Genomic DNA, 22,111 nt, shown 5'->3' on the forward strand with positions numbered 1-22,111 from the left:
AGATAAATATAATTTGAACTTTGCTAAGCTTGAAAAAGAAATTACTCCTGAATAAGTGATAATATTATATTGTGTGATTAATGGTTATAATCGATTTGCTATACTATGTTAGATATATTACTATTTACATTGATATAAATATAAATATTCTAAAAAAACTTCTATGCAAAAAATAGTTCTAGTTGACGGCTCATCTTATTTATTTAGAGCCTACCATGCCTTACCAAACCTTTCTAACAGTCAAGGAGCGCCAACAGGGGCTATTCTTGGAGTGATTAATATGCTCAAGAAATTACCAGCGATATATGAAACAGATTATGTTGCGGTAGTTTTCGATCCAAAGGGTAAAAACTTTCGCCATGAAATGTATCCTGAATATAAAGCTAATCGTAAAGCTATGGATGATGAGCTAAGAGTGCAGATTCAGCCTCTTCATGATATTATCAAAAAGATGGGCTACCCACTTATTATAAAAGATGGTGTTGAGGCTGATGATGTTATTGGGACATTAGCAAAAGATTTAGAGTTACAAGGTTATGATGTAGTAATTTCTACGGGTGATAAAGATATGGCTCAATTAGTCACTGAAAAAGTGGTGCTTTATGACTCAATGAAGAATGTAACTACGGATATATCCGGAGTTTTAGATAAGTATCAAATTAGACCGGATCAGATAATAGATTACTTAGCTCTTATGGGTGACTCATCGGATAATATACCTGGAGTACCTAAAGTTGGTCCTAAAACAGCAGTTAAATGGCTACAACAGTATGAAAATATTGATGGCGTCATAGAGAATGCTAGTAAGATAAAAGGAAAAGTAGGTGAGAATTTACGTAATAATATTGAACTTTTAAAACTCTCCTATCAATTAGCAACAATTAAGTGTGACCTTGATCTTAGTCTAACTATAGATGATCTTAAGTGTCAAAAGGCAGATACAGAATATCTGGCAGATGCTTTTACTCTGTATGAATTTAATTCGTTACTTAGAAGCTTAAATGTAGAAGCTAAACCTGCTTCAGATAAAACACAGCCTGAATCTATAGAGGTTGATTATAAAACTGTTACATCACAACAAGAGCTAGATAATTTAATAGTAGAGCTAAAAAATAGCGATACTTTTGCTTTTGATACAGAGACAGACTCTTTAAATACTTATGAAGCTAACTTAGTTGGCCTATCTTTTTGTGCTAATGAGGGTAAGGCTTATTATATCCCCGTGCAACATAGATATTTAGGTGTTCCACAACAGCTTAAATTAAATGTGGTATTAGAGAACTTAAAACTAATATTTGCAGATTCTAAAAAAGCTAAAGTTGCACATAACTTTAAGTTTGATGAAAAGGTGTTATCAAAGTATGGGATTGATATTAAGGGTCAGATCCATGATACGATGATTATGGCTTATGTGCTAAAAAGTAGTGGTAAGCATGATATGGATAGCCTTTCTAAAGAGCACCTTGATATTACACCAGTACCTTATAGTGAGATAGCCGGTACAGGTAGAAAACAACAAACTTTAGATCAAATAGAGATTGAAAAAGTTGCTAAATATGCTGCTGAAGATGCAGATATTACCTTTAGGCTTTTTAACCATTTTGATAGTTTACTTAAAAAAGAAAAAGTCCTTTACGAACTATACTCAGAAGTTGAGATGCCTCTAACTCTTATTCTTAATAATATGGAAAAGATAGGTGTAAAAATTGATGCTAATAAGCTGATTGAGCAAAGTGCAAACCTTGAGAAAAGCATAACTGAGATTCAAGAGCAGTGCTATAAGCTTGCAGGGTCAGAGTTTAACTTATCATCTCCTGTGCAATTAAGAGAGATTCTTTTTGAAAAGATGGAGATTCCAGCTGTTAAGAAAACAGCAAAAGGACAAGCTTCAACATCTGAAGAGGTATTAGTGCAATTAGCTGAAGAATATGAGATCGCGGAATTAATTATGAAATATCGTCATTTATCGAAGCTAAAAAATACCTATACTGATAAGCTTCCTAAAATACTAGATACTAATTCAAGGGCTCATACTTCATATAATCAAACAGGAACTGTTACAGGGAGGTTGTCATCTTCTGATCCAAACTTACAAAATATACCAATCAAAAGTCCAGAGGGTCGTAAAATTAGACAAGCTTTTATTGCTGAAGAAGGCTATTGTGTAGTTGCTGCAGATTACTCACAGATTGAGCTTAGAATCATGGCGCATTTATCAAAAGATGAAAATCTTCTAAAAGCTTTTAATGAAGGATTAGATATCCACAGTGCAACAGCTGCTGAGGTTTTGGGTATTGATATGGATGAAGTTACAAGTGAGCAAAGAAGAAGAGCAAAGGCTATTAACTTTGGTCTTATTTATGGTATGAGTGCTTTTGGTTTAGCAAGACAGCTTGAAATACCACGAGCAGAAGCTCAAGAATATATAGATGTGTATTTTAATCGCTATCCAAAAGTTAAAGAATATATGACTACAGCAAAAGAGTTTGCTAAAAAAAATGGTTATGTTGAAACAATACTTGGGCGTAGGCTGTATTTGCCAGAGATTAGCTCAAAAAATGTAATGCAAAGAAATGCGGCTGAAAGAGCCGCTATCAATGCACCAATGCAAGGAACTGCTGCGGATATTATAAAAAAAGCAATGATAGAGGTTAACACTATGATTTCACAGGAGTATAATAGCCAAGTTAAAATGGTAATGCAGGTTCATGATGAATTGGTCTTTGAGATTCAAAGGACTAAAGTTGAAGAAATCTCTGCAAAAATAAAAGGTATAATGGAAGAAGCTGTCAAGCTAAGTGTACCTTTAGAGGTCAATGTCGATACTGGTGATAACTGGGATCAGGCACATTAATATATATTAGGATTTATTATGCTACTAGTAATGGATGTAGGTAACTCTCATATACATATTGGAGTTTTTGAAGGCGAGCAAATAGTTAGTCAAATTAGATATTCAACTTCATCGGTTGATTCAACTTCTGATCAGATGGGCGTTTTCTTGAGACAAGCTTTGAGAGAGAACTCTGTAGATTTAAATAAAATAGATGGTTGTGCGATATCTTCTGTAGTACCTCACTTAAATTATTCACTGGGATCTGCGGTCATAAAGTATTTTGATATAAAACCATTTTTTATTAGTATGGACAATACTGGTCTTGATATGTCAGCAGTTGAAGCTCATCAAGTAGGGGCTGATCGGATTGCTAGTTGTATTGGAGCTTTGGCAGATCACCCAGATAGAGATTTACTAATAATAGACCTAGGAACAGCAACGACTTTTGATGTTGTTACTAAAAATAGAAAGTATCTAAGTGGCTCTATTATGCCAGGGGTTAAGCTTTCGCTAAATGCATTATGTCAAGGAGCTTCTCAGTTATCATCGGTAACTATTGTAAAACCAGAGGTTGCTATTGGTTATGATACAAAAACTAATATTCGTTCAGGACTATATTATGGACACTTAGGTGCACTGAGAGAACTTAAAAATAAAACTTTAGAAGAGTTAGATAGTGATAATGTGTATACTATAGCAACTGGTGGATTTGCTAGTTTATTTAAAGATGAAGGTATTTTTGATGAAGTATCTCCTGATTTAATCTTACGTGGAATCAGAATCGCGTTTTTAGAGAATAATTAAAATTAAAAGGTTTTATAAATGTTAAAAAATAAAAAAGTAGTTGTTCTATTGTTTGACTCATTTGGTATAGGTCAAGCACCTGATGCGTTGCAGTTTGGTGATCAGGGTTCAGATACCTTAGGTCATATTGTTGAGCATTTTAGTAAAAATGGTATGAGTATTAAGTTACCAAATCTATCAAAAAGAGGGCTTAAAGCAGCAGCTGAGCATAATAGAAGTGCTCCATTATCTCAAGATATTTCTGTGACTGATAATATTATAAGCTCAAAATATGGCTATTGTGCTGAAATAAGTAGAGGTAAAGATACTCCTAGTGGGCATTGGGAGCTTGCAGGTGTGCCAGTTATGTTTGACTGGTATTATTTCACGGCAAAAGAAGATCAAAGTTGTTTTGATCAAGAGTTTATAGATAAATGGGTTGAAAAAGCCGAGCTTAAAGATGGCTTTATAGATGCAGGACATGCATCAGGTACTGAGGTTCTTAAAGAGCATGGCTGTGAAAGTTGTGTAACTAAAAAGCCTATAGTGTATACATCGGCAGATAGTGTTTTTCAGGTGGCTGCGCATGAAGACTATTTTGGTTTAGATAAGCTTTTAGAAATCTGTAAAATTGCTAGAGAAATTCTTGATGAAATGGGCATGAAGGTTGGTAGAGTTATTGCACGTCCATTTATTGGAGAATCTGCTGACGAGTATGTTCGTACAGGTAATCGTAAGGATTTCTCAATTCTACCGCCAGCACCGACTTTATTGGATAAGCTAAAGCAAGCTGGTGGAAAAGTTGTTTCGATTGGTAAAATTGCCGATATTTATGCAAATCAAGGTATTAGTAAACAGCTTAAAGCAACAGGTTTAGAAGAACTTTTTGATAAAACAGTATCAGAATATAAGTTAGCGAAAGCAAATACACTTATATTTACTAATTTTGTTGATTTAGATTCAAGTTATGGACATCGTAGAAACCCTAAAGGATATGGTAAGGCTTTAGAATATTTAGATGCAAGAATTCCTGATTTAGATGACCTTTTAGATGATAATACTATTGTCATATTAGCAGCAGATCATGGCTGTGATCCAACAGCACCCGGTTCTGATCACACAAGAGAATGTGTGCCATTTTTGCTTTGGGGTAAAAATATAGAATCTGAGTTTATTGGTCAAAGAGATACTTTTGCAGATATTGGTCAAAGTATAGCGGACTTTATGGGTATTGAGGCATTAGATTTTGGTAAATCAATCTTTAAGAAGAGCAAATGATTAGTAAAGAAAAAATAGTATCACTTATGGACTTGACGCTATTGGGTGATAACGATACAGATACAGACATTCTTAAACTATGTTCTAAAGCTAGAAACTCTCTAGGAAGTGTTGCAGCTTTATGTGTATACAAAGAGTTTATTCCTGTAGTTAAAAAAGAGCTTGGTGCGGACTTTAAAGTTGCTACTGTAGTTAATTTTCCAAAAGGTAATGCTAATTTAGAGGATGTGCTTAGTGAAACAAAACAAGCCTTAACTCTAGGTGCTGATGAGATTGATTTAGTTATAGACTACAAAGAATATATTGAGAAAGGTAGCTCTGAAAAATCACAAGACATGGTTTCACAAGTTAAAAAACTTTGTAATGATAAGACTCTCAAAGTGATAATAGAGTCAGGAGAGCTTCAGTCATCAGATCTTATTGAAAAAGTATCATCGGATGCTGTAAGTTCAGGAGCAGACTTTATAAAGACTTCAACTGGGAAGACTAATGTAGGAGCAACACTTGAAGCTGCTGAAACTATGTTAAAGGTTATTAAAAAGTTAAATCAAGAAGTAGGATTTAAGGCATCTGGTGGGATAAGGAATTGCTCGCAAGCAGTTGCATATGCTGAATTAGCTGATAAGATACTCAGCAATAATTATGTAAATCCAAGAACTTTTAGATTTGGTGTAAGTGGTCTTTTGGACAACTTATTAAATAACGTAGGGCAAGAAAATAATGATTACTAAATTAATGTTTTTTATTTTAGGTGTGGTAACTGTTTTTGTTTTAGCTTTTTTATGGAGTAGTGACAGAAAAAAAATACGCTATAATTATTTGGCAATAATACTAATTGTACAAGTATTATTGGCTTATTTCTTATTAAGATCTTCTATTGGTGAAGATATAGTTGGTGTTATTGTTAGTGGCTTTGACGTGTTACTTATTTGTGCTAATGATGGTACTAGGTTTATTTTTGGTTCCCTTACTGATATGGATGGCGGGCATATATTCTTCTTTACAGTTGGTATGCCGATAGTTCTTATGTCGGCATTAATAGGGATTTTGCAGTACTTTAAAATATTACCTGTTATTATCAAAATAGTTGGATTTATTTTATCTAAAATCACAGGTATGGGTAAGCTAGAGTCATTTAATGCTGTAAGTTCTTTATCTGTAGGTCAATCAGAAAATTTTATTGCATATAAAAAGATAATAGGACACTTACCATCAAATGTTTTGTATACGATGGCAGCTACAGCTATGTCTACGGTATCTTTGGCTATCTCAGGAGCATATATGCAAATGCTGAGTGTTAAAAATGGTTTTGATCCTAAGTTTGTGATAGTTGCTATGGTGATGAATATGTTTGGAACATTTTTTGTCCTTACAGTTATTAACCCATATGAGAAGTCTAAAGATATTAGCTTTGATAATTTACATGACACATATGATGAGACGCCTGAAAAGCAAAGCTTTTTTGAAATGCTAACAGAATACATATTAGACGGTTTCAAGGTTGCTATAATTGTATGTGCAATGCTGATAGGCTTTATCGCCTTAATTAGTCTACTAAATACACTGTTTCTGTCTATCGTTGGTATATCTTTTACTGGAGTTTTAGGCTATGTTTTTTATCCATTAGCATGGATTTTACATGTTCCTAATAATGAGATTCATTTGGCTGGTCAGATTATGGGTACAAAGATAGTTACTAATGAATTTGCTGCAATTGATTTTATGGTTAAGCATGCCTCTGAGTTAAGTTCACATGCAAAAGCTGTAATATCAGTTTTTCTTATTTCTTTTGCAAACTTTGCATCGATAGGTATTATCATAGGAGCTATCCAAGCTCTTAGTAAAGAGGCATCTGTGAAGGTTGCTAGATTTAGTTTGAAAATACTTTATGGAGCAACCTTAGTAAGCTTGTTATCAGCTGTTGTTGTCGGTTTGGTTGTTTAGAAAGGTGTGAAAAAGTGCAAAGTAAGTTTATTGTTATAGAAGGTCTTGATGGTGCTGGTAAAAGTACAGCTATAGACTTTATAAGAAAATATTTACAACAAAAAAATTTACCTGCGATTTATACTCGTGAACCAGGTGGCACAAAAATTGCTGAAGATATTAGAAACTTAGCATTAAAAAATTATATTGATGAAATTGTTCATTCTGATACAGAACTTCTTTTAATGTATGCAAGTAGATTACAGCATGTACATAGTCTTATAAAACCGTCTTTACGCGATGGGTTGAATGTAGTTTCAGATAGATTTTATTGGTCTAGTGTTGCTTACCAAGGTGGCGGTAGAGGTATTGATCTAAAAAAAATAAGCGTTTTAAACGAAAATTTCCTTAAAGATTGTGAGCCTGATTTAATAATATATCTTGATATTGATCCAGCTATAGGTTTGCAAAGAGCAAAAAAAGTAGGCGATCCTGATAGAATAGAGCAGGCGGGTTTAGAGTTTTTTAATAGAGCTAGAGATGTCTTTAAGGATCTAGTTAATGCTTCAGATCAAGCAATAGAAATTGACGCCTCTCAATCTATAGTAAGTATCGAGAAACAAATATATCAAATATTAGATAATCATTTTAGTTTTTAAAATGAAATATTTTTAGTAAACTTCTTTAATTAAATTATTATATCAAATTATAAAAAGTAAGAATTATTATGAGTGAATATTTAAAGGAAATTGCAAAGCGTAGGACTTTTGCGATTATTTCGCATCCAGATGCAGGTAAAACAACTATTACAGAAAAGATGTTACTTTTTGGAAATGCTATCAAAACAGCAGGGACTGTGAAGGCAAAAAAAAGCGGTGTTCATGCAACATCTGACTGGATGGAGATGGAAAAACAAAGAGGTATCTCAATAACTACATCTGTGATGCAATTTCCATATAATGATCGAGTAGTTAATCTGCTTGATACTCCTGGACATGAGGATTTCTCAGAAGATACTTATCGTACACTTACAGCAGTTGATTCGGCATTGATGGTTGTTGATGCTGTTAAAGGTGTTGAGGATAGAACTATTAAGTTAATGAATGTATGTCGTCTTAGAGATACTCCTATTGTTACTTTTATGAATAAGTTTGATAGAGATACTCGTGACCCTTTAGAGCTTCTAGATGAAGTCGAGGATATTCTTAAGATTAAATGTGCTCCTATGAATTGGCCTATTGGTATGGGTAAGTATTATAAAGGTGTCTATGATCTTTATAATGATGAGGTTACTCTATTTGAAACTGGGCATGGTCATGAGATTTATCCATATAAGAAGATCAAAGGTTTAGAAAATGCTAAAGATGCCATAGGTTTAGATTTATATGATGATCTTGAAATGGAAATAGAACTTGTTAGAGGTGCGAGCCATCAGTTTGATGAACAGGAATTTCTAGATGGTAAGCTTACACCTGTATACTTTGGTACAGCGCTAAGTAATTTTGGTGTCAAAGAAATGATGGATGGTTTTACAAACTATGCTCCAGCACCACAGCATCGCGGAGCTGATCAAAGAGATGTTCAAGCTGATGAGAAAAAGCTAAGTGGATTTGTTTTTAAGATTCAAGCTAATATGGATGAAAAACATAGAGATAGAATAGCATTCTTTAGAATTTGTTCCGGCAAATATGAAAAGGGTATGAAAATTTTTCATGAAAGAACTGGTAAAATGATGCAAATATCAAAAGCTTTAACATTTATGGCTGGCGAAAGAGAGCAGGTTGAAGAAGGGTATGCTGGAGATATTATTGGTCTACACAATCATGGTAGTATCCAGATAGGTGATAGTTTTACACAAGGTGAAAAACTAAAGTTTAAAGGAATTCCTAATTTTGCTCCAGAGATTTTTAAAAGAGTCAAGCTAAATGATCCTTTGAAAATGAAGGCACTACAAAAAGGCTTAGTACAACTTTCTGAAGAGGGAGCTACGCAAGTATTTAAACCTATTATCTCTAATGATTTAGTTGTTGGAGCTGTGGGTATTTTGCAATTTGATGTTGTTGCTCAACGCTTAGCAACAGAGTATAATGTTAAGTGTTCTTATGAAGGTGTAAATGTGGTTTTAGCACGTTGGATTTTCTGTGATGATGAAAAAAAGCTAAACGATTTTAAAAAGAAATATGAAGGTAACCTAGCATATGATGGTGCAGGGTATTTGATTTATCTTGCGCCAACTGGAGTCAACTTACAGTTAGCTCAAGATAAAAACCCAGATATTATTTTCAGTGCAACAAGAGAGCATTAACATCATTTGCTTTTTAAGTAGAAAAAATATGCTATAATTTTTAAGTCTTTGTATTATAAGTTATTAGGGTGCTAAATGTTTAAGAGTATCAATAAAATTCTTATTGCTGGAGTTGCTTTAGCGGCTATTCAATCAGCTTTCTCTATGGAAATATATACTGTTAAATCAGGAGATTATTTATACAAGATAGCAAAAACTCATTCAGTAAAAGGGATAAGTAACTCTGAATTAACAGATGCTATAAAAGGAATAAATAAATCAGAGATTCCAGGTATTGTAGATAATCGTATAAAAATAGGTGATAAATTAGCTATTCCTACGACAAAGGGAGAGGTTGAGGATGGTTTGACTTTAGTTAGAAACCAGATGATACAAGGATCATATGGTCAAACAGAGAAAGACTCTACGCCTACACCTGCTCCGAGTACTACTACAAGAAAGCTTGGCGATAACTCTATGCTTCCTTCGAAAGAGAAGGAAGCACCATCCATGCAAAATACATCCGTGCCTAATACTATTAGTCAGGATAAAATTCCTGTATTAATTCCTGGTTCAGAAAATTCTTTAAAAAATACTAACACATCGCAGACTTATAGTAGTAATTTAAATAGTAGCATAGATGCTAGTAGTATAAGTGAGACAGCTTCTTCTGATAGTAGTGATAGCTCGGGAGGATCTTTTCTATCTTCCTTATTTAAGCTAATAGTTTATATAGTTATTTTGGGAGTATTATTCTTTATAGCTAAGAAGTACTGGGAAGGTAGAAGTTCTAAAAAAGAATTAGAACTAGAAATCCAGGGTAAGAAAAAAAGAGATCATCTAATGTCTAGGATTTCTCCTGTTGTCTCAGATAATGATTTTTATAAGTCTGAGAATTCTCATAAACCAACACCTCAGGAAGAGTTTGATTTTTTTGCTAATGAACAAGAATCAAATCAACAAGATACTTTAGATTTAGATGATACAGATACGAATTTTGAAGAAAAATCTAATGATGTAGGTGTAGAAAATCTTGAAAATAGCTTTCACAGTCAGAAAAATGTCGCAATAAAAACTGATAAAGGAGTAGTATTTGAAACTTCTTGTGATGATGTAATTATTAGTAATGATGATAGTGAGGTAGAAGAGATTGATTCACAAGAACAAGAAGAACAAGAGTTACAGTATATAGACGAGTTAATTGAGCAGTATTTGGAAAGTGAGAAATATCTTGAAGCAAGTATTACTATTCAGGATGCTCTTGAGAAAAATCCAAATAATGTTGACTTACGTTATAAGCTTTTAGAAGTTTATGCTCAAGCAGGTGATGAAATTGCTTTTGAAGGAGAAGTTCACTTTATTAAATCTAAGAATATTGTGAGTATGTTTGATCCGTTACACCAAAAGATTGCTAAGCTTAGAGATAAATATTTTGAATAATTTCAATTAATTTACAATTTTTAGAGAATAAAAATGCTTTTTAGAAAGAAAAAGAATGTTGAGAGTAGTAATAGCTCTACTATTCAGTCTGATGAGAATAATAAAAAAGGACTATTTTCAAGACTTCAGTCAGGACTTTCAAAGACCGCAAGTAAGTTTGGTGGTGGTTTAAGTACTATACTAATGGGACAAAAAGTTGTTGATGAAGAGCTTCTTGAAGATATTGAGATGCAGCTTTTAACTGCTGATGTTGGTGTTGAGGCTACAGATGAGATAGTTGAGCATTTACGTGAGAAAGTTGCTAGGAATGAGTTGCAAACAGCTGATAAGCTTAATGAAATAATCCAACAAAAGCTAACAGAAATAATTTTCCCATGTCAGCAACCTTTAGAAATTGATTCAGATAAGATCCCTTATGTAATATTGGTAGTAGGTGTTAATGGTGTTGGAAAGACAACAACTATTGGAAAACTTACTAAAAAGCTACAGTCACAAGGTAAGTCTGTTATGCTTGCTGCCGGAGATACCTTTAGAGCGGCTGCAGTAGAGCAGCTTCGTGAGTGGGGTGATAGAAATAATACTCAAGTTGTATATCAACATGAAGGTGCAGATAGTGCCTCAGTTATCTATGATGCTATTACTTCTGCAAAATCAAAAGAAGTCGATGTTGTGATAGCTGATACTGCCGGTAGACTACACAATAAAGATAACCTTATGCAAGAACTTAAGAAAGTTGTTAAGGTTATAAAAAAAGTCGATAACTCAGCACCTCATGAGGTTATGCTGGTTGTTGATGCAACTACGGGAGGTAACGCTCTTAGTCAAGCTGAAGCTTTCCATGAAATTGTAGATCTTACAGGTATAACAATAACAAAACTTGATGGGACGGCTAAAGGAGGAATTATTTTCTCAATTGCCAGAAAGCTTGGATTACCACTTAGATTTATAGGTGTTGGTGAGAAGATTGATGATCTTCAAGTATTTAATGCAAAAGATTTTACAAGCGCTCTTTTTAACTCTAATTAAATAACAAATTATTATTAAATCAACAATATATTTTTATTTTATTGATTTAATTTATGAAATATTACAAACTTTAAATAGACTTTGTTTATTTTGTGGATTTTGATGAGAAGAGGGATAACTTTACTCTTTATTCAGTTGATTGCTTCTATAGCATTTTTTATTGCCACCGTAATTATAGCTAGGTATCTTGGTCCAGAAGATTTCGGTGATTTCTCAGCAGCATATAGTGTTGCTTCAGTTGCATATATGATAGCTCTTTTAGGGGCCGATGTTATAGCAATGAATGTTATAGCAGTATCTATTAAAGCTCAAAAGAAAGGACAAATTAAAGCTTTTATTATATATGTGTTTATTATAGTTACGCTTTTGAGTATTTTTTATTACATAATAGCGATTTTCACATATTGGCTTTCAAAAAATATCTTTGTGTTGAAATATACGCATCCTGTGTTTGTGGCTGTAATTTTTATTCCAATTATGGCATTAACCTTTTTCTTTTATAGAGTTTTTATTTCCTTATCAAAGCCAATACTAGCAAATGCATTGTTTAAAATTCTTATAAATTTTTCTATGTTGTTTCTAGCAAGTCTAATGTTTTTTGTTGAAGCTTTTAGAAGTTCACATGTGGCTGTAATATTGTTTATGGTCGCTTGGATTATTACATTTGTGGTGATGTTATTTATTTTAGCTAAAAGAATGAGAGTATTTATCCCTATTAGAGATAAAATTGAATATAAAAGTTGGCTTAATTCAGGACTATCAGGTTTACCTTATACTTTAGCATTATTTACTTTGCCATATTTAGCTATTATTGGAGCGGAGGTTTTCTTAGCTAATGAAGATAGTGTGGGAATTTTTGCAACAGCGGCATCCTTTTCTCAGGTTATTGCTAATAACTTTATAGCATGTATACAATCAGTCGCATTAGCACCTATTGCTATAGCTATTTACAATAAGAGATTCATAGATGTTAAAACTATATTAAATAAGAATTTTGTCGTTACAGGTGGTTTATGTATTGTTCTTATGATTCTTATATTTTTCTTTGGCAAAGATTTCTTACTGATATATGGTGAAAAATATACATCTGGAAGTAATATTTTGACTATTTTTATAATAACACAAAGCATCATTTTGGTAGGTTGCTTAGCAGCTCCAGTACTTCTTTATTTAAAGAAAAATACTATTGTTTTTTTAAGCTCTGTTTTACTTATATTTTTTCTGATTATTTTTATTAGTGTATTGGGATATGTATTTCAAGAGAAAGGTCTTGCAATAGGAGTGTTGTTGGCAGTATTTACGATTTTCTTATTCCAAAATATCTATGCATACAGGTTAACATCTAAAACTTAATTTTAATTTATATGATAATTTAATCTTACTTAAGCTTTGTGGTTTTTATACCTCGTTATAACTAAGTTTCTAGATTTATAAAATTCTCTACTATATGATGAAAACTAGTTCTACTACTTCTTTTTCTGTTTAGAAGGAGTTAGTTCGTATTGTCAATATTAAGTATGAGGTAAACTTATGTCAGAAATAAGTAAGGGGAGTATTAGAGCCCCTTTTTGGGTATTGTGGACGCTAGAGTTATGGGAGCGCTTTGGATACTACGGCTTACAAGCAATTTTAGCTATATACTTTGCCAAACATCTTGGTTTTAGTGATGCAGATTCGATGCTAATTTTTGGATCATTTTCAGCATTTTTGTATGGAGGACCTTTGATAGGTGGCTGGATAGGTGATAATTACCTAGGAGCAAAAAGAACAATTTTTATTGGAGCCGGACTTTTAGCAATATCATATTTCTGTTTGAGTATATCTGCAAATTTATCACAAGTTTTCGGTATTAGTGAGAAAGCAATGGTTATGTATGCCTTGGCAGGTGTCGCTATTGGTGGTGGGCTATTTAAAGCAAATCCAAGCTCTCTTATTTCAAAACTATATGATAAAGGCGATCCAGCATTAGATGGGGCAATGACACTTTATTATATGGCTATTAATATAGGTTCTTTTGTATCTATGTTGCTTACTCCTATTGTTGCTGCTAAGTATGGTTATATGCATGCGTTCTTTTGCTCGGCTTTTGGTATGCTTTTAGGTTTATTAAGTTACACTATTTTTTATCCTAAAATTAAGCATATTATGACTGAAGCTGGCTCAAGGAAAATGAGCTATTCAAAGATGGTTGTTGTAATTGTTGGAGCTTTTGTCGCAATATTGTTAGTTGGTAATATTCTTGAGAATACTAATTTATGTAGGATTATTGTTGCCGCAATTGCTATTGGTGCATTAATATATTTCTTTATGCAGATGTTCCAGCAAGATAAGCATGAACAAAAAAGAATGATTGTAGCTTTGATACTTATTATCCAAGGGATAATCTTCTTTGTGTTATATCAGCAAATGCCTACATCGTTAAATTTCTTTGCAGTAAATAATGTTGATACTCATTTTCTTGGCATGAATTTAGAACCAGAACAATGGCAGGTATTAAACCCCATAGTAATTGTTTTAATGTCACCGATCTTATCTGTTTTATATAAGAAGGTACCAGGAACGCATGTAACAAAATTTTGTTTTGGTATGACTCTTTGTGCCTTAGCATTTTTAGTTTTATATTTTCCTCAGTTTACTACATCTGATGGTATTGTATCTGGGTGGTGGCTTGTACTTAGTTATTGGCTTCAATCTACAGGAGAGCTTCTTATCTCAGCCTTGGGATTATCAATGGTTGCAGAGCTGTTTCCAAGAAAAATGGGTGGTTTCGCTCAAGGGATGTGGTTAATTACAACAATGATTGCGGGCCCTATAGGTGGTATAGTTGGTGCTTTAACCGCGCCTGCTCCCGGTCAGCACTTTACGAAACTTGAAAGTATATCAGTTTATGGTCATGTATTTTTAGTGATAGGTCTATTTGTAGCAGTTGTAGCTATTATTATGTGGGTATCTCGAGGGTGGTTGAATAAGGTTATTGAAAGTACACGAATTCATGTTAACGAGACTTTACATAACCCAAATGAAGAGTTCTTCTTAGATAAAGATCTTTAAATTTATATTTATTTCTTAAAGTTAGTCTATGGTTAATAGATAAACATTCAATTATATTTTAAAACTAGGTTCAATATTCAAGCTCATAAAAAAGTATCTCTTCTTTTGATTTGGGATGCTTTCTATTACATTAAAAATAAGTATTTTATTGACATATGTTAGCGCATTAATTTTAAAATCATCTTTTATATCTGCTGTGACAACTTGTAGATTTATAAAATTCACTCATATAAGATGAAGGAGAGCGTTATATGCCTGCTTCCTTTTTTGAGGGAGAGGTCTAATTTAAACATTAATTTTAAATGTAAGGAAAATTAAGAAATGTCAGAAATGAATAAAGGAAGTATGCGAGCTCCTTTTTGGGTCTTGTGGACTCTTGAGCTATGGGAGAGGTTTGGATTTTATGGTTTACAAGCTATATTAGCAGTTTACTTTACGAAGCGTTTGGGCTTTAATGAAGGTGATTCTATGCTAATTTTTGGCTCTTTCTCTGCACTTTTATATGGAGGACCTTTAATAGGTGGTTGGATAGGTGATAACTATTTAGGTGCAAAAAGAACTGTTGCAGTAGGGGCGACAATTTTATTCTTATCATATTTATGTTTAAGCTTATCATCATCTATAGCTGGTACGTTTGATGTAAATAGTACATCTGTAGTTCTTTACTCTCTAGCAGGTGTTGCAATTGGTGGAGGTCTATTTAAGCCAAACCCTACTTCATTAATCTCAAAGCTTTTCAAAAAAGGAGATCCTGCACAGGATGGTGCTATTACTCTTTATTATATGGCTATTAACATAGGTTCATTTTTCTCAATGTTAATGACTCCTGTTATAGCTGTGAAATATGGTTATACACATGCATTTTTGGTTTCTGCTGTGGGTATGTTTTTAGGTTTATTGTGTTATACGGTTTTTTATTCTAAGATGGCTCATATTTCTAGTGAAGCAGGACTTAAAAAGTTTAGTTTTAGTAAGCTATTTGTGGTTCTAATTGGTTGTATAATAGGTATTGCTATTATTGGTAATATTCTTGAGAACACTGAAGTTTGTAGAATAATAGTAACTATTATTGCTGTATTAGCTATTATATATTTCTTTGTGAAAATGGGACAACAGAATTCTCATGAAAGAAAGAGAATGTTTGTTGCATTTATTTTGATTATACAGGGCGTGATATTTTTTGTATTATATCAACAAATGCCTACATCTTTGAACTTCTTCGCTATTAATAACGTTGATAAGTCTTTCTTAGGCTTAACAATACAACCAGAGCAATGGCAGGTACTAAATCCTTTAGTTATTGTTATAATGTCACCAATTTTATCTGTATGGTATAAAAAAGTTCCAGGAACTCATATTACGAAGTTCTGTATTGGTATGACACTTTGTGCATTAGCATTCTTAGTATTATATCTTCCTCAATTTACTACTTCTAATGGTATTGTATCTGGATGGTGGCTAGTACTTAGCTATTGGTTACAGTCAACTGGCGAGCTATTAATATCTGCTCTTGGTTTATCGATGGTTGCTGAGCTTTTCCCTTCAAAGATGGGTGGTTTTGCACAAGGTGTGTGGTTGATTACAACAATGGTTGCTGGACCTATTGGTGGTTTTGTAGGCGCATTAACAGCTCCTCCAGCAGGACAACACTTTACTAAGCTACAAAGTATCGCGGTTTATGGTCATGTATTCTTAGTTATAGGTATTGTAGTCGTTGTAATTGCTATCATTATGTGGGCAATACGTGGTTGGTTAAATAAAATAATAAATAGTACTTCAGATTATGTGCAAACTTTACATAATCCTAATGAAGAAACAGCAAGCCTAATTAAATAATAAAAGTCTCAATTAATCTTCCAATTTTTTGTTAAAATACTTTCAGCTATTTAAAAAAATGTAATTCTAATGTTTAATAAAATTTTATCAGGATTAAATCCTCAACAACAAAAAGCAACCTTGCTAGAAGATCGTAATTCTTTAATATTGGCAGGTGCTGGTAGTGGTAAGACAAAGGTCCTTACATCTCGAATAGCTTATCTTTGTCAAAATAAAGGTGTAGCTATAGATAATATCTTAGCTGTAACGTTTACTAATAAGGCTGCTAGAGAGATCCAACAGCGTGTTGAGAGTATGTTAGGTATATCGACATTTGGTATGTGGATAGGAACTTTTCATGGTATTGCGCATAGACTATTACGTAAGCATGCTCATGAGCTAGGATTAGATAAGAACTTTAGGATTTTAGATCAAGATGAACAAGCACAACTTATAAAAAGAGTTATAAAAGATTTGGGTTTAGATGATAAAAAATATCCTCCTAAGCTATTACAGAACTTTATAAATAAGCAAAAAGATAAGGCTATACGTAGTAATAAACTTGCTAATCAATATGATGCAAACTATAGTCATATTTATAAGGCGTATGAAGAACGCTTGCTGTTAGATAACGCTTTAGATTTTGCAGATCTTCTTTTGTATTTATATGAACTTTTTTCTTTAAATGAACAATTAAGAGAATATTATCAAAGTTTATTTAAGTATATTCTTATTGATGAGTTTCAAGATACTAACCAAGTGCAATATATGTGGTTAAAACTTTTAGCTACAGATAACAATTATACTATGGCTGTTGGTGATGATGACCAGTCAATATATGGCTGGCGTGGCGCAGTTGTTGATAATATTCATAATTATGTCAAAGATATCAATAATGTTGAGGTTATAAAATTAGAGCAAAATTATCGCTCAACCAAAAATATCCTAAAAGCTGCAAACTCTGTAATTAAGAATAATGATAACAGAATGTCAAAAGAGCTTTGGTCAGCAGCTGAAGAGGGTGAAAAGGTCGAGATTTATTGTGCGGTAAATGAACGTGATGAAGCTAAGTATATTATTGAGAAAGTTCGTAATCTATATTCACAAGGTGTTGATTATAGTGATGTTGCAATATTATATCGCTCTAACTATCTTTCACGTGTTCTAGAGGAAAGCTTTATATATGCGAGTATTCCTTATAGAATTTATGGAGGTTTTAAGTTCTTTGATAGGGCTGAAATTAAAGATGCGTTAGCATATTTGAGACTAGCTGTAACAAATAATGATAATTTAGCTTTTGAAAGGATTATTAATACTCCAACTAGAGGTATAGGCAATAAGACTCTAGAAACTATTAGAAACTTTGCTCAAATAAACTCGATCTCATATTGGCAAGCTACAGTTGAAGTAATTCAAAGAGAGCTTGTAACCAAAAGGACGGCAGGACTATTATTTAAATTCATAGAATTAATTAATGAGATATTTAGCCAAATTAGCGATCTAAGTTTAGATAAGTTACTTGAGTATGTGATTAATAAAAGTGGTTTATTAGCTTCTTATGAAGAAAAAAACACAGAAAAAGATCGCCAGAAAATAGATAACTTAAAAGAGCTTATAAGTGCAGCAAAAGACTTTGAACCACAGATAGAGCTACTTGATGATAATACAGATATCTTACAAGACTTTTTGTCATTTGCTGTACTAGAAGCTGGAGATATGCAAGCAGATGAAACTGTAGATAGCGTTCAACTAATGACTATCCATGCGTCAAAAGGACTAGAGTTCAAATATGTATTTATGGTAGCTGCTGAAGAGGGGGTCTTCCCTCCAAGTTCTATTATTAATGCAGAAGAAGCTTTCGATAGTAAGCGTTCTAAAAAAATGCAGGAAAAACTAGCAGAAGAAAGAAGACTTTTTTATGTGGCAATAACAAGAGCTATGAAAGCTTTGACTATTAGTTATGCTCAAGTGCGTAATATATTTGGTCGTAGTAGTTTTCAGGTAAAATCTCGTTTTTTAACTGAAATAGATGACGAGCATCTAAGTGAAGGTAAAACTCATACTATAGATAAACCAAAATCCAAGATAAGACAAAAATCTAACTTTGGTGTTTCGGCGTTTGATTTCCTTAAATCTAACAATAGTGCTCGAGGTAGTAGCTTTAAGCCTGGTGATAGAGTCTATCATAAGGTCTTTGGTAAGGGAGTATTTGTTAAGTCTCAAGCACAAGGGTCAAAAGAATTCTTTACAGTAGATTTTGGTAGTGATGTTGGTCAGAAAATTCTTTTAGCAGATATTGCAAACTTAGTGAAGATCTAGATTTTATAGATCAAATCATGCTAATTGTTTAACACTGATTAAAGATTATTTTAATATCATTTATTGATCAATCGTTCAGTAAGTGATATTATAGCTAATTATCTTAAAGTTGATTTAATTTAAATTTCTAAAATCATGAAATATAAGAAGCCCCTTATAAAAATTATATTAATCATTGTAGGACTATTTATTATCTATGAGATATATACTATTTATGATAGTGCGTTTGCCAGAGATGCATATTTATATAGCGATATATCTAGAGTTAATTCTAAAGTTAGTGGTCAGGTTCTTAAAGTTAATATCAGTGATGGAGATTTAGTTAAAAAGGGAGATGTTTTATTTGAACTGGATTGTAAAGATGAAAAACTAAAAAGAAATACAGTACAGGCAAATATAAACTTTCAGGAAAATTATAGGAAAAGTTTATTTACATCTCTTAAATTAGCAGAAGAAACCTATAAAAATGCACAAGCAAGTTTAGAGTTATCCAACCGAGATATTGCAAGATATAAGGGGTTAGTTAAGGAAAAGGCTATTTCTGATGTTGAATATGCAATAAAAATGCATAAGTATATTGATCAGCAAACAAATCTTTTAAAGGCAAGGCAAGCAGTCCAGAAAGTAACATCTAATTTAATTAACACTAGTGATCAGATTAAAATTTTAGAAACACAAGAAAAACAAATTGACAACCAAATTGATGAATGTAAAGTTAGAGCAAAAATAACAGGTAAAGTAACAAACTTTAGATTAACCCAAGGAGATTATGTTACAAAAGGAAAATCTTTATTCTCAATTATTGATAATCAAGATTGGAAAGTTATTGCAAATGTTAAAGAGTCATATTTATCTTCTGTAAAAGTAGGGCAAAAGGTTAGGATAACAACTAGCTTAACTGGTTTACATTTTTTAACAGGTACGGTTATACATAAGGATATAGCTATAAGCAAGCCTGAATATAGTAAAAATACTGCTTTACCAGACATTGATCCAAATGTTGATTGGATTAAGTTAGATAAACGTTTCCCTGTTATAATTAGAGTCGATAAAACTGATTTAAGTAAGGACTTCTCGGTAGGGGCAGATGCTCATGTCTGGTTTATTTAAAGAATTATTTTATATAGAGTATTCTGATTTAAATCTAAAGATTTCAATTGTTGGAGCTATACTTTGTTTGATAAGTATATTTACCTGTATAGCTCTACATGTGGAAAATCCTTTTTGGGCAGCGCCTCCAGTTTTAGCTGTTGTAAGTCCAAATCTTAATGTAATTATATATAAGGCACCTAGAAGGCTTTTAGGAACTATTATAGGTAGCTTAGTAGCATTTTTTATAGTTATAACTTTTTCAAATGTCCCATTTTTTGCTTTAATAATAGTTTTATTTATAGGGGCTATAATTCTATATTTATCAAAGGTTACTACAGAAAATTACTTAGGTTTATTTCTCTCTATTCATATCTTGTTTCTAGGGATTGCTCTTGTGTTTGATCCTACTATGGGTTATAAGGTTGCTGAAGATAGACTTATTGCTAATGTCATCGGTATAGTTTTGACATGTATAGTTTTTTATTTTATCTATAGAGTGCCTAGAGGAGCGAAAGTTAGTCCTAATAGGCTATCTAAGCAGGAAAGTCTCTTATATGTATTTACTTTAATCACATCAATTATACTAGCAGTAGTTGTATGGGAGATATTTAAAGTTCCAGGAGGTTCTTTGAATATGATTATCTCAATAATTACTATAGCAGGTATTAATGATAGTTCTAGTTTACTTAAAGGGAAACAAAGGTTATTTGGCTGTCTTTTTGGGATTTGTGCCGCATTTATTTCTATTGCTTTATCAACAATTAGTATTGTTTTATTTCTCCTCAGCTGTTTTTGCTTCCTTGTTATATTCTCATATTATAATTTATCGCATAAAAAACATACATATGGCGGTATACAAGCTGTTATGGGCTTAGTTATAATGTGTTTTCCCCATGCAAGTATGGAGATATCTGTTTCAGAGGGGTTTTATAGAGCTCTAGGGGTTTTATTAGGGGTTATTATTGTAGATCTTGTCTTTAAGACTTTTAGATACGTTTTTGAGAAATAGTAACTCTATGAGGCATGATTAATATTTTTAACCATTTGTTGTAGCACGATAAAAGCAAGAAGTAGACAAGCTATAAATATTGTAGTTATACTAATATTTGCTTGGATATTTATTAAATTACCTACATCAATAGATGACCCGACCACAAGCTGACCTATTTCAATAACTAATGTTATAATCATATTTGTTAGAGCGACACCTATCGCTGCAAAGTTCTTTGGACATATCTTATTAAAGTAATACCAGACCAGAACTTGTGATGCTGAAAACATACCAAATATAAATGTAATTATTATTGCTGAGTTTTTAAATATTCCTAAGTTTATTAGTATACAAGCTATACCTACACCAAGTATCGAGATATTAATTATATTTTTACCATCAAATTTATTACAAAGTAGAGTTTTAATTGGAGAGAATATAATCCAGCCTATAAATATTGATGTAATAAGTGTCGTTGAAAATATATCGCCAAAGCCATATGACTGTTTAAAATATAAGAGTCCATATTGAGAGGTTAAAACTACAGTTGGTACATATAGTAGCCCTCCCCATACCGCATTTTGCCAAAGACTTTTATTTTTTATGAGCTGTTTACTTACTTCAAATATCTGGTTAAATTTTGGCATCAAAGAAATTGAGTATCTTTCTTTGGGTAAAGCTATAAAGAACAGTAAGGCTAAAGGAAAGGCTATAATTCCAGAGTAGATAAATATATTTATCCAGGAAGTATCATAACTAGATATTAAAACACTAATATTTTGAGAAAAAGCTGCTGCTAATGTGCCTAGTGAAATAACAAAGCTTGTAATTATAGAAAAATATTTAGGATTAAGATTCTCTAGAGTTAACTTTAGAACACCAATAAATGCAAATGATGATCCTACACCTACCAGAAGCCTACCAAAGAGAGCTAACTCATAGCCTCCTGATATAAAAATTACATTCCCAATTCCACAAATTATTGTTGCAAAGATAAGAATTTTTTTACTTCCAAATCTATCAAGTAATATTCCGGCAGGTATTTGCATCAGAAGGTATGTAATGTTGTAGCTAGATACTAAAAATGAAAATCCAACGTGAGTTGATATATTAAAATATTGGACTATTTGTTCTTGGTAAACACCGGTTAGTATTCTTAAGAAGAATTCATAACAATAAAAGCTTATGCCAATAAATAGTATAAGTGATAATCGTAATTGTTGCATTATGTCGTATATAAATTAGTTTATTAAGGTTAAATCTATACTTTTAT

Annotated in this window: 16 protein-coding genes; 15 read left to right on the plus strand and 1 reads right to left on the minus strand. The window is 32.4% G+C overall.

Annotated elements, in window-relative coordinates:
* Positions 1-163: 163 nt before the first annotated feature.
* The 15 genes from polA (at position 164) to F3D62_RS08825 (ending at position 20,856) form a co-directional block, all read left to right on the plus strand.
* On the plus strand, positions 164-2,854 hold the full coding sequence (gene polA, locus F3D62_RS08755; RefSeq protein ID WP_150467878.1) for a DNA polymerase I: 2,691 nt from the start codon (positions 164-166) through the stop codon (positions 2,852-2,854).
* Between the two features lie 18 nt (positions 2,855-2,872).
* Positions 2,873-3,640 carry a type III pantothenate kinase gene (locus tag F3D62_RS08760; RefSeq protein WP_150467879.1) on the plus strand — a complete coding sequence of 256 codons (768 nt, stop codon included), beginning with the start codon at positions 2,873-2,875 and terminating at the stop codon, positions 3,638-3,640.
* A gap of 18 nt (positions 3,641-3,658) precedes the next feature.
* The gene (locus F3D62_RS08765; protein ID WP_150467880.1) at positions 3,659-4,897 is read left to right on the plus strand and encodes a phosphopentomutase; all 1,239 of its coding nucleotides are present in this window, start codon (positions 3,659-3,661) and stop codon (positions 4,895-4,897) included.
* Positions 4,894-5,628, plus strand: a complete 735-nt coding sequence (deoC, locus tag F3D62_RS08770) for a deoxyribose-phosphate aldolase (RefSeq protein ID WP_150467881.1) — start codon at positions 4,894-4,896, stop codon at positions 5,626-5,628. The genes F3D62_RS08765 and deoC overlap by 4 nt, the downstream gene beginning before the upstream one ends.
* Positions 5,618-6,841 carry a NupC/NupG family nucleoside CNT transporter gene (locus F3D62_RS08775; RefSeq protein WP_150467882.1) on the plus strand — a complete coding sequence of 408 codons (1,224 nt, stop codon included), beginning with the start codon at positions 5,618-5,620 and terminating at the stop codon, positions 6,839-6,841. The genes deoC and F3D62_RS08775 overlap by 11 nt, the downstream gene beginning before the upstream one ends.
* A 14-nt stretch (positions 6,842-6,855) precedes the next feature.
* Positions 6,856-7,479, plus strand: coding sequence for a dTMP kinase (gene tmk, locus F3D62_RS08780; RefSeq protein WP_150467883.1), 624 nt, complete (start codon positions 6,856-6,858; stop codon positions 7,477-7,479).
* A 68-nt stretch (positions 7,480-7,547) separates the two neighbouring features.
* On the plus strand, positions 7,548-9,125 hold the full coding sequence (locus F3D62_RS08785) for a peptide chain release factor 3 (RefSeq protein WP_150467884.1): 1,578 nt from the start codon (positions 7,548-7,550) through the stop codon (positions 9,123-9,125).
* 75 nt (positions 9,126-9,200) lie between these two features.
* A complete protein-coding gene (locus F3D62_RS08790; protein WP_150467885.1) occupies positions 9,201-10,544 on the plus strand; it encodes a LysM peptidoglycan-binding domain-containing protein in 1,344 nt (447 codons plus the stop codon).
* Positions 10,545-10,577: 33 nt separating this feature from the next.
* Complete coding sequence (gene ftsY, locus F3D62_RS08795; RefSeq protein ID WP_150467886.1) at positions 10,578-11,570, plus strand: signal recognition particle-docking protein FtsY; 993 nt, start codon at positions 10,578-10,580, stop codon at positions 11,568-11,570.
* 102 nt (positions 11,571-11,672) lie between these two features.
* Positions 11,673-12,923: an oligosaccharide flippase family protein gene (locus F3D62_RS08800; protein ID WP_150467887.1), complete on the plus strand. Its 1,251-nt coding sequence runs from the start codon at positions 11,673-11,675 to the stop codon at positions 12,921-12,923.
* A gap of 177 nt (positions 12,924-13,100) precedes the next feature.
* Positions 13,101-14,621 carry an oligopeptide:H+ symporter gene (locus F3D62_RS08805; RefSeq protein ID WP_150467888.1) on the plus strand — a complete coding sequence of 507 codons (1,521 nt, stop codon included), beginning with the start codon at positions 13,101-13,103 and terminating at the stop codon, positions 14,619-14,621.
* 321 nt (positions 14,622-14,942) lie between these two features.
* Complete coding sequence (locus F3D62_RS08810; RefSeq protein ID WP_150467889.1) at positions 14,943-16,457, plus strand: oligopeptide:H+ symporter; 1,515 nt, start codon at positions 14,943-14,945, stop codon at positions 16,455-16,457.
* A gap of 69 nt (positions 16,458-16,526) precedes the next feature.
* Positions 16,527-18,755, plus strand: a complete 2,229-nt coding sequence (locus tag F3D62_RS08815; RefSeq protein WP_150467890.1) for a UvrD-helicase domain-containing protein — start codon at positions 16,527-16,529, stop codon at positions 18,753-18,755.
* 135 nt (positions 18,756-18,890) lie between these two features.
* Positions 18,891-19,865, plus strand: a complete 975-nt coding sequence (locus F3D62_RS08820) for an HlyD family secretion protein (RefSeq protein ID WP_150467891.1) — start codon at positions 18,891-18,893, stop codon at positions 19,863-19,865.
* Entirely contained in the window at positions 19,849-20,856 is a 1,008-nt protein-coding gene (locus tag F3D62_RS08825; protein ID WP_191092577.1) for an FUSC family protein, read from the plus strand. Before F3D62_RS08820 ends, F3D62_RS08825 begins: the two co-directional genes overlap by 17 nt.
* Before the next feature lie 5 nt (positions 20,857-20,861).
* On the opposite strand, the gene F3D62_RS08830 is transcribed toward F3D62_RS08825, so the two are convergent.
* On the minus strand, positions 20,862-22,064 hold the full coding sequence (locus F3D62_RS08830) for an MFS transporter (protein ID WP_150467893.1): 1,203 nt from the start codon (positions 22,062-22,064) through the stop codon (positions 20,862-20,864).
* Positions 22,065-22,111: the final 47 nt, after the last annotated feature.

Source organism: Francisella sp. SYW-9, assembly GCF_008711465.1.
Classification (GTDB): Bacteria; Pseudomonadota; Gammaproteobacteria; order Francisellales; family Francisellaceae; genus Francisella.